Origin of the sequence: Paenibacillus alvei DSM 29, assembly GCF_000293805.1 — a bacterium.
GTDB classification, from domain to species: Bacteria; Bacillota; Bacilli; order Paenibacillales; family Paenibacillaceae; genus Paenibacillus_B; species Paenibacillus_B alvei.
In genome coordinates, this window is record NZ_AMBZ01000002.1 from 274,250 (window position 1) to 290,711 (window position 16,462).

14 protein-coding genes are annotated in these 16,462 nt (G+C 48.7%); 1 reads left to right on the forward strand and 13 read right to left on the reverse strand.

The annotated features are described in order from the left end of the window. Nucleotides 1–86: 86 nt before the first annotated feature. The 12 genes from PAV_RS07695 to cls form a co-directional block, all read right to left on the reverse strand. Nucleotides 87–1,460: an ABC transporter substrate-binding protein gene (locus tag PAV_RS07695; RefSeq protein WP_005544882.1), complete on the reverse strand. Its 1,374-nt coding sequence runs from the start codon at nt 1,458–1,460 to the stop codon at nt 87–89. Between the two features lie 259 nt (nt 1,461–1,719). Then, nucleotides 1,720–2,547 (reverse strand): energy-coupling factor transporter transmembrane component T family protein, encoded by an 828-nt coding sequence (locus PAV_RS07700; protein WP_005544886.1) that lies wholly within the window; start codon nt 2,545–2,547, stop codon nt 1,720–1,722. Then, nucleotides 2,540–4,252 (reverse strand): ABC transporter ATP-binding protein, encoded by a 1,713-nt coding sequence (locus PAV_RS07705; protein ID WP_005544887.1) that lies wholly within the window; start codon nt 4,250–4,252, stop codon nt 2,540–2,542. Before PAV_RS07705 ends, PAV_RS07700 begins: the two co-directional genes overlap by 8 nt. 38 nt (nt 4,253–4,290) lie before the next feature. Next, nucleotides 4,291–4,854 (reverse strand): ECF-type riboflavin transporter substrate-binding protein, encoded by a 564-nt coding sequence (locus tag PAV_RS07710; RefSeq protein ID WP_005544889.1) that lies wholly within the window; start codon nt 4,852–4,854, stop codon nt 4,291–4,293. 299 nt (nt 4,855–5,153) lie between these two features. Further along, on the reverse strand, nt 5,154–6,206 hold the full coding sequence (gene fni / locus PAV_RS07715) for a type 2 isopentenyl-diphosphate Delta-isomerase (RefSeq protein WP_005544890.1): 1,053 nt from the start codon (nt 6,204–6,206) through the stop codon (nt 5,154–5,156). Nucleotides 6,207–6,326: 120 nt separating this feature from the next. Beyond that, entirely contained in the window at nt 6,327–7,205 is an 879-nt protein-coding gene (gene sdaAA, locus PAV_RS07720; protein ID WP_005544892.1) for an L-serine ammonia-lyase, iron-sulfur-dependent, subunit alpha, read from the reverse strand. A gap of 28 nt (nt 7,206–7,233) precedes the next feature. Further along, nucleotides 7,234–7,896 (reverse strand): L-serine ammonia-lyase, iron-sulfur-dependent subunit beta, encoded by a 663-nt coding sequence (gene sdaAB, locus PAV_RS07725; protein ID WP_005544894.1) that lies wholly within the window; start codon nt 7,894–7,896, stop codon nt 7,234–7,236. Between the two features lie 415 nt (nt 7,897–8,311). Then, on the reverse strand, nt 8,312–9,247 hold the full coding sequence (gene rocF / locus PAV_RS07730) for an arginase (RefSeq protein ID WP_005544896.1): 936 nt from the start codon (nt 9,245–9,247) through the stop codon (nt 8,312–8,314). A 166-nt stretch (nt 9,248–9,413) separates the two neighbouring features. Further along, complete coding sequence (locus PAV_RS07735) at nt 9,414–10,622, reverse strand: ornithine--oxo-acid transaminase (RefSeq protein WP_005544898.1); 1,209 nt, start codon at nt 10,620–10,622, stop codon at nt 9,414–9,416. 158 nt (nt 10,623–10,780) lie between these two features. Then, entirely contained in the window at nt 10,781–11,998 is a 1,218-nt protein-coding gene (locus PAV_RS07740) for an MFS transporter (protein WP_005544900.1), read from the reverse strand. A gap of 159 nt (nt 11,999–12,157) precedes the next feature. Next, the gene (locus PAV_RS07745; protein WP_005544902.1) at nt 12,158–13,012 is read right to left on the reverse strand and encodes an ABC transporter ATP-binding protein; all 855 of its coding nucleotides are present in this window, start codon (nt 13,010–13,012) and stop codon (nt 12,158–12,160) included. Nucleotides 13,013–13,134: 122 nt separating this feature from the next. After that, a complete protein-coding gene (gene cls, locus PAV_RS07750) occupies nt 13,135–14,646 on the reverse strand; it encodes a cardiolipin synthase (protein WP_005544903.1) in 1,512 nt (503 codons plus the stop codon). A gap of 260 nt (nt 14,647–14,906) precedes the next feature. Here cls and PAV_RS07755 point away from each other — a divergent pair, with 260 nt between their 5' ends. Further along, entirely contained in the window at nt 14,907–15,491 is a 585-nt protein-coding gene (locus tag PAV_RS07755) for a TetR/AcrR family transcriptional regulator (protein WP_005544905.1), read from the forward strand. Nucleotides 15,492–15,591: 100 nt separating this feature from the next. Here PAV_RS07755 and PAV_RS07760 read toward each other — a convergent pair whose 3' ends face one another. Beyond that, nucleotides 15,592–16,272, reverse strand: coding sequence for a TorD/DmsD family molecular chaperone (locus PAV_RS07760; protein WP_005544907.1), 681 nt, complete (start codon nt 16,270–16,272; stop codon nt 15,592–15,594). Nucleotides 16,273–16,462 lie beyond the last annotated feature (190 nt).

Consider the following 16,462-nt stretch of genomic DNA (forward strand, 5'->3'; position numbering starts at 1 on the left):
TGATGCATAAATCTATAAATCGGCAGGACATAAGCCCTGCCGATACAGTACACTCGTAAGGCATACAATTGCAGCTTGCGCGTGTATTACTTATTGAACGGCTTCAATGCGCGATCTGCTTCTTCCTGTGCCTTCTTCAGAGCGGATGCTGGATCTGTCGTCCCCGTCAGCACCGCCTGAACCTGATCCGTCAACGCCTTTGATACTTTGCCGTTATTGTGCGTAGACAATTCCGCATAGGCATGCTCCAATTGATCGCGTGCAACAACTGCCTGCGGGAATTCGGCAGCGTACTTCTTCATGACATCCGTATCATAAGCCGACTTGCGAACCCCAACATAACCCGTATCGATGCTCCATTGCGCCGCTTGCTCCGGCTCTGTCATGAACTTAATGAATTCCCATGCCGCTGCTTGTTTCTTCGGATCGATGTCCTTAAAGATATATAAGTTCCCGCCGCCTGTTGGAGAACCGTATTGTTTGTTCATTGGCAGGAAAGCAACACCGAAGTCGAACTTGGCATTATTTTTTACATTTGTCAGGTTGCCTGTCGTATGAATCATCATAGCTGTCTTTTGCTCTAAGAAGTCTGTAGGAACCGTTGCCCATTCCACTATGCCCTCCGGCATAACCTTATGTTTCTTGGACAGGTCTTGCCAGTATTGAAGTGCTTCCACGTTCTGTGGTGTATCGAAGAAGACTTTTTTTCCGTCTTGGGACATGAGGTTTCCTTTTGAATCTGCCATGTTCTGCAAAGAGAACAGTTGGAACATCCAATAGGCGAAGCCGGAACCCGGTACCTCAATACCTTGGCGACCGTCTTTTTTCAGCTTTGTTGCATACTCTGTAAGCTCGGCCCATGTTTTCGGCGGCTGATCCGGGTTCAGACCGGCTTCCTTAAAAGCATCCTTGTTGTAATAAAGAACGATAGTACTGCGTTGGAAAGGGATGCTGTACGTCTTGCCTTCCACTTGTGAGTTCGCCAGGAATGCTGGATAAAAATCATCAAGAAAGCCCTTGCCTTCCTTCGCAATGAAATCATTAAGCGGAATAATTGCATTCGTATCCAGCATACTGAACAGTTCAGTAGACAGCATCACCGCTACGTCCGGCGGTTGCTTCGCTTGAATGCCTGCTTGTATTTTTGTTGTCGTATCAGCATAGCTTCCTGTATATACGGGTTTCACGGTAATGTTCGGGTGCTTCTCTGTGAACTTCTTCGTCATCTCCTCAACCACCTTGGTCAGTGGCCCGCCAACTGCGATTGGATAATAGAATGTTAATTCAACATTCTCATCCTTATTTGAAGATGCATGATCAGTCGGAGCTGTTGCCGCCCCCTCCTGCGTCGTTCCTTTTTGAGGCGTCTGTGTTTCTCCTGCTGTTCCAGACTGGCCGCAGCCGACCAGCAGCGTAAAGCACATAAACAGAAGCAGCATCCACTTCGCGCGCATTTGCATATTCCGTGTTCTCCCCTTTTCTAATATCGTCCTTATTCAGATGGTATGTCTCACACCACCCTTTCATACCTTAACCTTGCTCTAGCAAGAGAGTGTTAATTCCATATAAAGATTTCGTTAATGATAGATTTCCAGCTGCCAGCAGCAATAAAAAAACACCCTCCAGGTACTCAAGTAGATAGCACGCATCTTCATGCATGATATCTATCCTAAATACCCAAGAGGGTGTCTATTTCATTTTCATGTATTCATAGCTTATTTAAAATGGATACCAAAACGTCCCAAACCCCTGCATCCGCCATACAATAGCGGCTACAAGCACCAATACACTAACGAAGACTACAATATAATCCTCACGCTGCCACTCTGTAGCGGAGAACCATGTTCGCTTCGAATGCTTTCCGAAGCCACGCAAATCCATCGCATTTGATATCGTCTCAATACGTTGCAAGGAAGATAGGACAAGCGGTGTCGTAATCGATACAAAGTGCTTGAGCCGCTGTATGATTGTACCCTCACCTTTGCCAAATCCAAGTCCACGTGCCTGCATCGCATTCGATATATGACGGAATTCCGCCTGTAGATCTGGAATATAGCGGAACGCAATGCTGAACGCGTAGGCAATCTTATACGGAACACCAATCCGATTCAAACTGCTGGCCAATCGTGTCGGATGAGTCGTATAGATGAATAGTACGGTTATCGGCATAAGAGACATGTACTTCATGGATAACGTAAATACATAAATCAACGTTTCAAGCGTCAAAACATTATACCCCAAGTCCAGCAGCACGGTTGTCGTGCCTGTTACCTTGCTGCCATAAGCCGGTGTTATTACCAAGCTGAATAAGGAATTAAATATATTAAATAAGATCATGAGCCAGACAAGCAGCCGAATTCGCTTCCACGGCAGCTGCGCATTAATTAATAGGACAAGTCCAATTCCAAACAAGGGTACGAAAATACGCAAATCTTGAAATAAAAATACGATCACTGTCCACACAGCCAACACGAGCATCTTCGCTGCTCCGTCCATACGATGGAACAGCGTATCTCGTTCAATATAGAGCATGCCAGACTTACTCATGTCGCTTCACCTGCTTCTCATGATCGATGAATTTGCGTACGAGCACCTCTGGCTCGCCCACCCCGGTCATACGCGCAAGTGTGCTTAGAGAAGTTTCTTTCACATTGGCGCGCGCAATGGCCTCCATGTGGGTCAATACATGCGCCGTATCCCCAACAGCAATCAGTTCTCCATTGCATAGAACTGCTGCACGCTCCGTATACTCTAAAGCCAAATGCATATCATGGGTAATGAACAGGAACGACATGCCGCTGTCTGCGAGCTCTGAAATAAAGCTCATGAATTCCGTATAATGCTTATAATCCTGACCTGCCGTCGGCTCGTCCAAGATCATCAGCTGCGGCTTCATCGCCAATATCGACGCAATAGTTACCCGCTTCTTTTGCCCATAGCTAAGCGCAGATATCGGCCATTCCCGATATCCATACAGGCCGCATATACGCAGCGTCTCCTCCACACGCTCCATAACCTCATTTTCCTTCATGCCGCGCATGCGGAGTCCGAAAGCCACTTCTTCACGGATCATCGGCTGTGTAATCATATGGTTTGGATTTTGCATCACATATCCGATATGCCCGCCTCGACGCCGTATCGACCACGATCGGATATCTTCCCCATTCAGCTTGATTGTGCCAGTCGTAGGCGCAGCTATCCCCGTTAACAAATGAGATAATGTCGATTTGCCCGCACCGTTGTTCCCGAGCAGCGCAACCCGCTCGCCAGCTCCAATCGTCAGCGAGACGCCCCGAATGACTTCTCGTTCTCCGTCGTAGGAGAAACGCACATTGTCCATTTCCAGCATGACAGGCCGCTCTCCACTGCGTGGAGCCTCACTGGCCGTACCTACCCAAGCGGACAGGCGCCCCTTCGCCTCTGTATTGGCGCTTATCGCCATAAGGGAAGAGGGCTTGTCCTCTGGCTTGCATTCATATCCGGCATATTTCAACGCAGAGACGTATAAGGGCTCCCTTAACCCATGCTCATTCATGATTGAGGAAGCTAGTATCTCATCAGGCGTTCCAATCTTCACAATACGCCCCTCTGACATCAAGATAATGCGATCAACATGCTGTTCCAGCACATCCTCGACCCGATGCTCGATGATGATGATTGTTTTATTCGTTTCCTGATGAATTTGCTCCATTAGCTCGATCGCTTGCTTGCCACTGGCCGGATCCAGATTCGCAAGCGGCTCATCGAACAGCAAAATATCCGCATCCATCGACAGGACGCCAGCTAGCGATACGCGCTGCTTTTGCCCACCTGACAGCTCATGCGGACTATGATCGATATAGGGTAGCATGTCCACAACATCTAATGCTTTGGACACCTTGGGCTTCATATCAGAAGTTTTCATGCAATCATTTTCAAAGGCGAATGCTACGTCCTCCCCGACAGACAAGCCAATGAACTGGCCGTCTTGATCTTGCAGGATCGTTCCCACATTGCGGCTAATCTCAAAAATACTAAGCTCAGTAGGGCGCTTCCCCTTGAGTGTATAATCTCCGGTTATTGTCCCACTATACGTAAAAGGAATTAGCCCATTCATGCAATGGGCCAATGTCGATTTGCCGCAGCCGCTAGGGCCGGCAATTAGTATTTTTTCTCCCGGATAAATATCCAGGTTCACATTACGCAATGTCGGCTCAGACAAGCTGCGGTATTGAAAGCTAAAATCTCGAAACGAGATAAGCGGTTCTTTCATTGAATCAATAGCTCCTGTCTTCAATCTTGGGCTTTGCATTATTTTTGCACTCGCAAATTCGAGTTGTGACGGTTCATTTGAAGCAACGCCAGCACAGCCAGCAAACCGAGCACCAAGTGAACGCCGATATTCGCCAGCGTAGAAGCCGTGAACTGCACCCACATTTTATCTGCCGGCTCTCCGAATAAATACACGTCCAATAGGCTGGACACGCCAAAGCCTACAGCCAATGCGAGTGACCCGATAATCGCCAAGGATGCGATGCTTCCCTTCGAGGAGCGTCCTTCCTTGATGTTGAACGATGAGTTCAAGTAGACAATCCCCATGCCGAAGCCCGAAATGGCAGATCCAAGCACCCATGTCCACCAGATTGTACCGCCGCCCCAAGTCAAATCAGTAATGATATGCCCAATGGCTCCACTCAAAAATCCAACAATCGGTCCAAACATGGCCCCGAAAATGGTCAGAATGGCAATAGCCGGGCGTAATCCCGTCTGCGGCACTACTGGAATTGTGACTGTGCTTAGCAAGCCGTACAGTGCTGCCCCGATGCCGATGGCGACTACCGTTTTGGTGTTAAAGTCGAAAATTGATTGCTTCATCCTTATGCAACCCTTCCTTCTCACTCAAATAGGTATCGACGCTCGCCCGTTCGAGAGGTGGCCTCATCACGATTTATTAAATCCGAACGTTAGATTGTGATTCCAATCATAATATAAAGTATTTTCCATAGTATGGATACAGGTTTTATTTTCCAAAACCGAGTTTTTCTAGCCTTTTCTATCGAAAACTAGAGATTTCAGGGAGAAACCATATGTTTTAACTATAAAAGCAATAGATATAACGATTTTATTCTGTTTATCCCGATTTATGCCGATCCGGTAGTGATTCAATGAGATGATTACGGCTTGCGAACCAAACGATCCGTCTGCCGTAATTCATCGATTGTTCGCGCCCCGATGCCGAACATCGTAATGCGCAGCTCAGCCTCTACTTGAGCAAGCACTTCGTCCACCGCTTCCTCGGAATCTGCTGCTGCAGCTAGCAACGACCGTCCGAAGCCCGCCAATTGAGCGCCAAGCGCAATCGATTTCGCCGCATCAACCCCCGTATGTAATCCACCGCTGGCGATAATCGGTTGATTCGGCAGCACCTTGTGCACCTGCTGCAGGCTGTCTGCTGTCGGAATCCCCCAATCCGCGAAGGCTTCTGCGGCGCGCTGCATGACCACATTGCGGGTTCGCTGCTTCTCAACCTGACTCCATGACGTTCCGCCTGCACCTGCAACGTCTATGAAGGCAACCCCGACATCTGCTAACTGCTTCGCTGTATCCGGCGCAATGCCCCAACCGACTTCTTTCACGCCGACTGGTACGTCCAACTCATGGCATAGCTGCTCGATACGGCGAAGCAGACCAGAGAAATTGACATCCCCCTCAGGCTGGAACACCTCTTGCATCGCATTCAAATGCAAAATAAGCCCGTCCGCCTCGACGAGCTCCACCGCACGGCGGCACTGCTCAACCCCCATACCCACATTAAGCTGAACGGCACCGATATTGGAGTATAACGGTATCGTCGGTGCGAGGTCGCGGATTCGGAACGTGCTCACGACCTCGGGATTCTCTACCGCCGCTCGTACAGAGCCAACCCCCATTGCCCAGCCCCGAGCTTCCGCAACTGCAGCTAGTCTGCGATTGATTGGCGCCGCATGGCTGCTTCCTCCCGTCATCGAGCTGATGAGCAGCGGCGTACGAACCTCCTTGCCAAGCCATTCCGTTCTGAGCTCGATCTCCCGAAAGTCAACTTCGGGCAGTGCCTGATGGATGAAACGATATCTCTCCAGCCCTGTCGTTATTCCTACTCCGCTCACTGGCTGTTCAAGGCATATTCGAATATGTTCTGTCTTGCGCTGCTCGGTCAACGATGCCGCATCTGGCTGACGTTCCCGCATGGGCGCACCTCCTTACCGAATCGTATGTGCGATCTATGGCCGTTGATACTCGTTCCATCTTTCAGTTTCTTTCCTGCCGCTAAGCGCGGCAGCAATACTGTGTCTATCATTTATGCTTGCTTATTTAGACTCTTCGCCAAAAATCTGTCGCTTCAATCGTTCTCCTGTAGGGGTAACAGCCAGTCCTCCGCGTGCTGTTTCCCTCATCGTGGACGGCATCGTCTGCCCAATGCGGAACATCGCTTCGATGACCTCATCGCAAGGGATTACACTTTCAACCCCCGCCAACGCCATATCTGCTGCAACCATCGCGATCGCAGCTCCCATAGCATTGCGCTTTACGCATGGCACTTCTACAAGCCCGGCTACTGGATCGCAGACAAGCCCAAGCATATTCTTCAGCGCGATTGCCATCGCATGCGCCGATTGGCTAGGAGTTCCTCCGGCCAGTTCGGCAATCGCCGCCGCAGCCATGCCAGCTGCAGAACCAACCTCAGCCTGACAGCCGCCTGCCGCACCGCTGATCGATGCATTGTTCGCGACAACGAGACCGAATGCACCAGATGTGAACAAGTATTCTACCATCTGTTCACGAGAAGGATTGAGCTTATCCTTTAAGGCAAATAACGTCCCTGGAACAACCCCCGCTGAACCTGCAGTCGGTGTTGCACAAATAAGCCCCATCGCGGCATTAACTTCATTCGTTGCCACTGCTTTACTAACAGCATCCAGTAATGTATCTCCACAGAGAGACTTGCCGGATTGGATATACTGCTGCAGCTTCACTGCATCTCCTCCCGTAAGCCCGGAATGGGAACGAACACCAGCGAGACCACGCTCTACAGCCTGCTCCATCACATCCAAGTTGCGCATCATTTGCTCAATCACCTTTTCGCGCGAGCATTGGCGCACTTCCATTTCCTGCTCAATCATCACATCGGCGATTTTGCACTGCCTTTCTTCAGTTATTGCGATTAATTCCGCCACATTGCGAAACATAATTTACCCTCCTTCCTTACGATAAGCTTTAGTCTTCCATTCGAAGCACACGATTTACTCCAGGAAGTTCTCGAATCTGCTGCAGGATAGATTCTGCAATCGCCTCATCTGTCTCTATGACCATGAGCGCCATCTTGCCCTTCTCCTTGCGGCTTACTTCCATATGCCCGATATTGACCTGCTCCCCGCTCAAAATATTAGTGACACCTGCAATGACTCCATACCGATCATGGTTCATGACGAGAATCGCAGGACACTGGCCCGACAGCTTCAATTTGAAACCGTCCAGCTCCGTAATTTCTACCTTCCCACCGCCAATCGAGATGCCGACTACCTCCATCTCATCGTGCTCATCAGACATCCGAATCTTAGCGGTATTCGGGTGCTCCGGCACGGCATCTTCTGGTGTAATGATGACTTCTATGCTTGCTTCTTCCGCATATTTCAACGAATCCGGCAGTCTTGCATCATTCGTATCATAATCGAGTACACCAGCAACAATCGCTACATCTGTTGCATGCCCCCGATAAGTTTCAGCGAATGAACCGTATAGGGAAATGTGAACCCGCTTCGGCGGTCTGCCGAAAATACTGCGGGCCAATCGTCCAATCTTCGCCGCTCCCGCTGTATGCGAGCTGGATGGCCCCACCATGATTGGACCAATAATGTCAAAAACACTGCGATATTTCATCGCGCTTCCCCCTTTGTCGACATCCCCTTCTCATTGTGCACACGCTTGGTCACGATATATCTGTACATACTCTCAGCGCATGAGCAGCAGGTTCGGAGACTTTTGGTAAGTTCTCTGATACTTCCCACCCGGCTGCTATGCGCTTCGATAACTGTCGTATCTATTCGTGTCAGGATTCGATTATACTTTTATATTGTACGCAATCGCAATCGCTTTCTCTACGGCTAAAGTCGTCCAACACGTTTTTGTGCAATCCCATCCTAGCAGGGCTTGAGCAGGATGACAACCCTGCAGCAATATTATTTTCCTGTAATATGATGTAAGCTACTATTCATTATTCATTCAAATCTTCTTACGATGATTGCATATAAGCAAAATGGAGCTTCAAAATGCTTTTGAATCCATTGAGCTGAAACTATAGGATACGATCCCCGAGCAATGTTCCGATCAGATCGAGTGCAAGTCTTGCCGTGCGGTTATCCGTATCCAGCGAAGGATTCACCTCCACGAACTCTGCAGATGTTACGATGCCGGATTCATGAAGCAACTCTAACGCAAGATGGGCTTCCCGATAGCTGACTCCGCCTCGCACAGGCGTACCTGTACCAGGCGCCTCAATCGGATCAAGACTGTCTACGTCAAAACTTAAATGAACACCGTCTGTGCCGTCGCTTGCTATTCGGATAGCCTCCTGCATCACATGAAGCATCCCATAGCGATCGATATCGTGCATTGTGAAACAGGCGATCCCCTGCTCACGAATATAAGAACGCTCTCCAGGATCTAAATCGCGAGATCCTACTAGCACAACATTTTTCGGATCTAAATGATTGCCCGGCCATTTCCATTGGCCATCGGTCAAGCTTCCACGGCCTAAAGCAACAGCTAATGACATTCCGTGCACATTTCCTGACGGACTTGTATCTTCCGTGTTCAAATCAGCGTGTGCGTCGAACCAGATCACGCCAAGCTTGTGATATTGCTGTGTAAGTCCCCCTAAAGTTCCAATCGCAATTGCATGATCCCCGCCCAACACAAGCGGGAAACGCCCTGATTCTACAACTGCCTGAACCTGCTCAGCAAGAGCGTCACTCATGGCAATGACCTCTGGCACATACTTTGCCTTCCCTGCAGTGACGGACGACGCTGGCGCCTCTGCTTTGGCAGCAGCTATACAGTTCACTTCCCGCTCCTCGTCTACTGCAAGTCCTAATTGATTAAGATGCCGAACAAGCCCAGACTGCATCAGGCATTCAGGGCCACGCTCCGCGCCTCGTCTTCCAGCTCCTAGACCAAATGGTACTTGAATAATAGATAATGGTACATTCATCTGTCTCTCTTGTGATGTCATACTGATCGCTCCCTTCGATATGACAATTCCGACAAATTCACCTGCTCCTCTATCTATGCTGCTTTATACCCTAGTCGATTGCCTTCAATTTTTAAATTTATAGGGGTGACTACATCTCTACATTACGCTTATATATCCGGCTTTCAAATACCTCATCTGTAAAATGTCACGTAGTTGTCGCTCTAACAGTCAACACGCTGCGGATTCGTTCAATCGCCCAATCCAACTGCTCCTCCGTAATAACTAACGGTGGAGCGAAACGAATTACTGTTCCGTGAGTTTCCTTACATAGCAGTCCTAGGCGCATGAGGGCTTCACAATACAAGCGAGCGTCCTCTGTCAGCTCCATCCCAATGAGCAAGCCACGGCCGCGGATCTCCTTCACGATTGAACTGGAGATACCAGTCAGCTTCTTCTGGAAGTAAGCTCCCATCCGATCAGCTCGCTCTGCCATTTCCTCCTCTTCAAGCACGGTAAGTGCAGCAGAAGCAACCGCACAGGCAAGTGGATTGCCGCCGAAGGTGGAGCCGTGCGAACCGGGCTCGAACACAGATAAAATCGGTTCATCTGCCGCGACGGCCGATATCGGAAGCACTCCGCCGCCAAGCGCTTTGCCCATAATGTACATATCCGGCACTACCTGCTCCCAATCGCAAGCGAACCGTCTTCCCGTGCGGCCGAATCCGGTTTGAATCTCATCTGCAATGAACAGCACATTATGGCGAGTACAAATTTCACGGACTTTGCGCAAATAGCCCACGGGCGGCATGACAATTCCATTCTCCCCCTGAATCGGTTCCACAAGGAATGCAGCCGTATTGGCTGTTATGGCACCCTCCAACGCTTCGGCATCGCCGTATGGGATAATCGTGAAGCCTGGTGTGAATGGTCCGAAGTCGTCTTTGTATTCTTCACTAGAGGAGAACGAAGTGACTGTAATCGTTCGACCATGGAAGTTGCCTTCACATACGATAATATTCGCTTGATCATGCGGTACGCCCTTTTGTCTATACGCCCAGCGCCGAGCTGCCTTAAGAGCAGTTTCAACAGCCTCTGCCCCCGTGTTCATCGGCAGTATCTTGGACTTGCCCGTATATGCAGCAAGCTGCTCGCTTAATCGTGACAACGGCTCGCTGTGAAAGGCACGCGAGCAGAGCGTCAATTGATTGGCTTGATCCACAAGTGCTTCTATCAGCTTCGGGTGGCGATGTCCATGGTTCAAGGCCGAGTAAGCGCTTAACATATCCATATAGCGGCGCCCCTCCGGATCCTCAACCCATATTCCCTCCGCCTTCGAAATGACGACAGGAAGCGGATGATAGTTCCTCGCTCCGAATCGTTCCGCTGTCTGAATAATTTCCTCTGACCGTTTCATGTTCCGTCCTCCTCTGTCCTCAATTACGTTACTTCCCTACATCCTATTCCACAAGGGGTGTACACTCTCCTTTTCTTTAGCAGAAAAAATTCCCATGATATTCCTTCTACCGGAACAGCTGGGAACCCTTCTGCATAAGACTTATTTACGATAATTTATCAAGATGCCGACATCTCAGTGTCTTGCTTGTGCTTGGCTGCCGAGTCAAATGAATGAAACACGCCATAGAAAAGAATAAATAGCGACAGCCCGCTGAATATAAGCACCATGTAAGGCAAGCCGATTGTATCTAAACTAAACCCTGCAGCGAGAAGCACAACTTGGAACAGGACTCTGTCCAGCATTGTGCGAAATGAGAAAAATCGACCGTGCAGTTCCTTCGGAATCGACTTTTGGAAATAGGTTGACAGCAGCGGGAAGAAGAATCCTGCAGCCAAACCAAATAGAGCAAACGCCACAATCGTCATCCACTTCACATGAGCAAAGAACAACAGCGCTTGTGCGCCTGCGATAATGAATGAGAGGGTAAATAATTGCTTGAGCAGATCACGCTGCCCGGAAATGCGCTTCACGAAGAATGCGGCCAATATAAAGGCAATGCCTTCTGCGGCATAGAGCCAGCCCTTAATTTGCGAATCTTGATGCATTTCACTAATATTGATGACCATCAAGTTGAAGCTTCCAATGAAGAACCCCGGAATAATAGACAAGCCTAGCGCCGTAAGGGCAACCGGCATCCCCTTCAGCATAGGAACAATCTCCTTGAACCCACCGCCTTGCTTCTCCTTGCGGTTCAGATTGCATTTCTGTTCTCCCCCTTCATCGATATCGAGGAAGTAAGTGGAGACAAGGAGAAGTCCATAAGCAACCAATGAAGCGGTATATAAGGCAGACAAGCTCATGACAGAGAGCATCATTCCAGCTGCAACCGTTCCGATGATGCGGGCAATTGTAGAGGCGTTCATATGAATCCCGTTCAATGCGATCAGATCTTTGTCCTGTACGATTAACGGGATGACCGACTGTAGGGCCGGGAAGTAAAAAGCAGCCGATATTTGCAAGCAAATCGCGAATAAAATCATCCACCAAACCGAGCTTTGCGCAATGGCGAGAAACATAAAGCATACACTCGCCATCCGTCCAATGCCCGCCCATATGAGGACATTCTTTTTCCGATGTGAATCAATTACCTTGCCTGCATAGGGGCCGATAAGCACACCTGCCAGCAGACCTGTAAATAAGATCAAAGACTTCATGAAATCTGACGGCACATGATGCTGCATAAATTCCAGATTCGCGATAATGGATGTCCAAAGTCCAAGCCCAGCAACAAATTCGCCGCAGAGCACGATCCATACGTTACGATTGCTCCACAAAAGAGATTCCCTCCGATAATCATATGTCATAATTGGTAGAGTAAATATAGGAATTGGAAAATGAAGGGGAAATAAGCGGGCAAAAAAAGCTGCTTGGCAAAGCCAAACAGCTCCTATTATGATTCCCGTTCACTTCATAGTGGGTTATATTAGCTTCCTTTACACAGCATTCGATTGCAGCAGTGTGTTCGCTACACAATCATCCTTGCGCTCGCACCGTTCACCACAAACGCGCCCCTTGCCGCGCGGCACGCACATTGGCGTTCCAAACAGCGGGTCATCGCACACGATACATTCCATACAGAATACGTCTCTTACCATGTCAACCGTAAGCACACCTTCCGGAGCCCCTTGCGAATGGATCCCCTTGTTGCGCACCGCTATAATATGATCAGCATAACGGCATGCGAGATTCAAGTCATGAAGAACCATCACGATGGTACGGCCTTCATTCCGATTCAAATCGTACAGCAAGTCGAGTATCTCAATTTGATGGCTCAAGTCCAAATACGTCGTGGGTTCATCCAACAGGACAATGTCCGTATTTTGCGCAAGCGTCATTGCGATCCAAGCTCGTTGTCGCTGACCGCCAGACAAGGCATCTACTGGCCGATCAGCCAAGTTCTCAAGACCTGTCACCTTCAATGCATGGCGCACAAGCCGTTCATCCTCTTCTGACCACTGCTTCAGCCACGTCTGATACGGATAACGTCCTTGCTTCACAAGCTGATGCACTGTCAGGCCTTCCGGAGCTGATGGTCCTTGAGGCAAGATCGCCATCTTACGCGCAACTTCCCTCGTTGCCGTACGATGAATATCCTTGCCATCCAGCAGGACTGTTCCACGATTCGGCTTCAGCAAACGGGCGAGCGAGCGGAGCAGTGTCGACTTGCCGCATCCGTTGCTGCCAATCAGCACCGTAATCTTTCCTTCAGGTATACTAACCGTTAAATCTTCTATTATAGAGGTTTCCCCATACGATAACGTAAGAGATCGTGTGTTCAATACAGACATGATCGTTCCTCCTGCATTCCATGGATAATGAAAATCGTTCTCAAAAGGAGTTCTCCCTAATCATGCCACAAACCACACATAGAGTCAATCTATTCCATCCGCTACCGTAAAGCCAATATGGCTTACAGAAGCGGTGAAAATAAGCGTGCTGCTGACTCAAGGAAGCGTGTTAACACTTTTTTGCGAGCGAACTGTTCCTCCACGATAGGAGCAGCGGATTGAAGATCCAGCTCGAACTCCTCTACGAGTTGTTGAACACTCTCTGTACGCAGCAGCAGTGCATTGACCTCAAAGTTCAAATGAAAGCTGCGCATATCCATATTCGCAGTTCCGATCGTTGCCATCTTTCCATCTACAATAATAAGCTTCGAATGAAGAAATCCCTTTTCATACTCGTAAATGCGTACTCCTGCTTCCATAAGTCCAGGGAAGTAGGAATGCGACGCAAGAAATGGCAGCCACTTATCCGGCTTTGCCGGGAACAGCAGCTTAACGTCGACGCCAGACAACGCTGCAACACGCAGCGCTGTAAAAATATCCTCATCCGGGATAAAGTAAGGCGTCGCGATCCAAATTGATTTTTTCGCCGAGGTCACCATGGAAAAGAATACATTCTTCATCGTCTTGAATTCTTGATCCGGGCCGCTTGCAATCATCTGCACAGCTCCTGAGGCTGACTCAGTGGGCTTCGGCATCAAATATTCCGGATCATACAGCTTGCGCCCTGTCGTATGTGCCCAATCCTGCAGAAATATGATCTGAAGTGTCTTAACAGCTTCTCCCCGTACAATCATATGGGTATCGCGCCAGAAGCCATAGGTCTTGCTGCGGCTTAAATACTCATCTCCTACATTCAGACCGCCAATGAAAGCTACATTGCCATCAACAACTACGATTTTGCGGTGGTTCCGATAATTCACTCGATTCGAGAACAATGGAAATTTCACACCGCCGAATACAGCGACTTCAACCCCTGCACTGCGCAAATCAGCCAGAAACATCTTCGGCAGATGCATACTTCCAACTGCATCTACCATGAAGCGCACCTTGACTCCCGCAGCCGCCTTGTCAATCAAAACCCGCTTAATCGTTCTTCCAATCTCGTCATCCCGGTATATGTAATATTCCATATGAATATGATGTCTTGCTTTATTCAATTCCGTAAGCAGTGCAGAGAATGTCTCTTCTCCATTATTCAAAATCCGCGTATCGGTGCCGAATGAGATTGGGCTCTTGCTCAGACGGCTCGTCAGCCGCAGCAACTGGCGTTCATCAGGATTAAAGGTGGAAAAAACCTGCTCCCTGCGTGTCAGCGATTCATTATCAATGAAGGCATACGCCTGTCGGTCTTGAACAGCCTTGCGGGCATAGCGTCGGCGTTTGCGATAGTTTTGGCCGAATAGCATATAAAAAATAAATCCGACAACTGGAACGAGTGCCAGCACGAGTATCCAGGCAACCGTACTGGAAGGATGCCGATTCTCCATAAAAATAATGACGGCAAGCGTAATGACCGCAAATGTCGTCATAATGCTTAGCGATGTCGCAATGGTATGACCGAACGTATCGTTCACATACAGCCCAAGCGTCATCAATAAGATAATAAATAACCCAACCTGCAACGCTCTCCTCATCCGCACTTTCCCCCATTTTTTATATTTCTGTATCTTCACACTTCGTTTCTATATATTCACTACGTACTTGCCGACCGTATGTATCATCTGTAAGCTTTTTTATGCAATTTGTTCGATAGGAAGAACGATCCATATTGAAATACTATACCCGAAATCCCCATATTCAAATATGTCATTGACAACGATTTCAACCCTGTGACATAATTTCGTCGAACGAACGATAGGTAGTTATGGAACAGCGAAGAATGGAGGGTTTCCCTTTGACTGCCAACCGCATTCAACTTATCGCTCTATCCCATTTTGCCAAATATGGCTATGCCGGAACGTCCATGTCCCATATTGCTGAGGAAGTCGGCATTAAGAAACCATCCATCTATGCGCATTATAAGAGCAAGGAGGATCTGTTCCTGCACGTTCTGCAATCTGTATTTGTCGACGAGCTGAACTGGATTACAGACTTCTTCCATAAGCACGAGCAACTGCCGTTGTATGACCAATTGAAGCTGCTGCTCAAATCATACCGTCATCGCTATAACCAGTATGATGTACTCAAGTTCATGCTTCGAGTCGCCTTTTTCCCGCCGCCATCGCTTCGAGAGCCTGTTCTTGAGCGCATGCATGCCTTTGTCGAGAAGCTGGAAAAAGGACTCGTCCCCCGTATGGCACAAGCGCTTCGCTCGCAAGAAATTTGCGGCGTTCATCCTGAACAGGCGGCCAAGGCGTTCATTTCCATATTGGACGGGCTTTTCGTACAGTTGCTGTATGGCGGAATTGATCGGTTTGAAAGTAATTTGGAGGCCGCGTGGACGATTTATTGGCGGGGCATTACATGTAGGCCCATATAGAGAAGAAAGGGACCTTTGTATAGAAAGGTCCCTTGTCATGTACATTTGCATCGCGTTTTCGTTCTATTTTACTGCACCGGTTCGAGTACAGAATGTACAATTATGCAATCTCCATCTGTTCTGCCCATGCGGCTTCTTTGGCGATGAACTCGCTTAGCAGCAGTCCAATTGCCTTATAGATTGGATGCTCGGCATGCTGTGCTAAGTCCTCTGCAAAGCGTGGCGCCCAGTTCTTCAGATGATCCAGCACAAATGTGCGCTGGCCATTCATATAGCGCTCGTAACGCTCCTTCGAGGCTACATTGTTCATCATCTTCTCGATAAGAACAGCCATGAATTCCAATTCGATCGCAATATGGTCGTCAGGCTCTTCGTTCATCTTTTTGAAATATAAGCTGAATTCAGCATACATTTGCCGCACATCATGAGCGTACGACCTTGGCAGCATTTGCTCGCTCGCACGATACATCGTCTCGCAAGGCGCTACAGGCAGCTGGCCTGAAGAGCCGAACAAGCGCAAATATTCATCTCGCAGCGATGAGTATACGGCGTATATTTCGTTAATCGACATGTTCTTGAGCAAACTGCACAGCTTTTGGGCTCCTTCGGAAGCGGATGACAGCACCTTGAGCTTCTGTCCGTTCCGCCATGCCATAATGACATCTAGTGTTGGAACCTCGCCCAGGAAATCAGCCAGCAATTGATAAGCCGCCTTGCGTGTCTCCATTCGTTCCACGGTATCACCACTCCACTGTTCCAGCTGTTCTGCCGTTAACAACATCGTCCGTCCCCTCCATATGTTGATTTCCAGCCTTCATCCATATTGTCCCATAACCGGACGATCAATTGCTGTGACGAATTGTGAACAACATAGGGATGAAAGCGCTATATGTGACACTTATGTGAATTCGAACTCAATTGCCCGGCAAATTGATACGATTCAACTGCATACATACCGTATTCGTAACACC

Excerpts from the sequence above, each read along its gene's own strand:
- PAV_RS07695 (WP_005544882.1), bottom strand. The coding sequence starts at position 1,460 with ATGCAAATGCGCGCGAAGTGGATGCTGCTTCTGTTTATGTGCTTTACG.
- PAV_RS07705 (WP_005544887.1), bottom strand. The coding sequence starts at position 4,252 with ATGAAAGAACCGCTTATCTCGTTTCGAGATTTTAGCTTTCAATACCGC.
- PAV_RS07735 (WP_005544898.1), bottom strand. The coding sequence starts at position 10,622 with ATGAAACGGTCAGAGGAAATTATTCAGACAGCGGAACGATTCGGAGCG.
- sdaAA (WP_005544892.1), bottom strand. The coding sequence starts at position 7,205 with ATGTTTCGCAATGTGGCGGAATTAATCGCAATAACTGAAGAAAGGCAG.
- rocF (WP_005544896.1), bottom strand. The coding sequence starts at position 9,247 with ATGACATCACAAGAGAGACAGATGAATGTACCATTATCTATTATTCAA.
- PAV_RS07745 (WP_005544902.1), bottom strand. The coding sequence starts at position 13,012 with ATGTCTGTATTGAACACACGATCTCTTACGTTATCGTATGGGGAAACC.
- PAV_RS07700 (WP_005544886.1), bottom strand. The coding sequence starts at position 2,547 with ATGAGTAAGTCTGGCATGCTCTATATTGAACGAGATACGCTGTTCCAT.
- fni (WP_005544890.1), bottom strand. The coding sequence starts at position 6,206 with ATGCGGGAACGTCAGCCAGATGCGGCATCGTTGACCGAGCAGCGCAAG.
- PAV_RS07710 (WP_005544889.1), bottom strand. The coding sequence starts at position 4,854 with ATGAAGCAATCAATTTTCGACTTTAACACCAAAACGGTAGTCGCCATC.
- cls (WP_005544903.1), bottom strand. The coding sequence starts at position 14,646 with ATGAGGAGAGCGTTGCAGGTTGGGTTATTTATTATCTTATTGATGACG.
- PAV_RS07760 (WP_005544907.1), bottom strand. The coding sequence starts at position 16,272 with ATGTTGTTAACGGCAGAACAGCTGGAACAGTGGAGTGGTGATACCGTG.
- sdaAB (WP_005544894.1), bottom strand. The coding sequence starts at position 7,896 with ATGAAATATCGCAGTGTTTTTGACATTATTGGTCCAATCATGGTGGGG.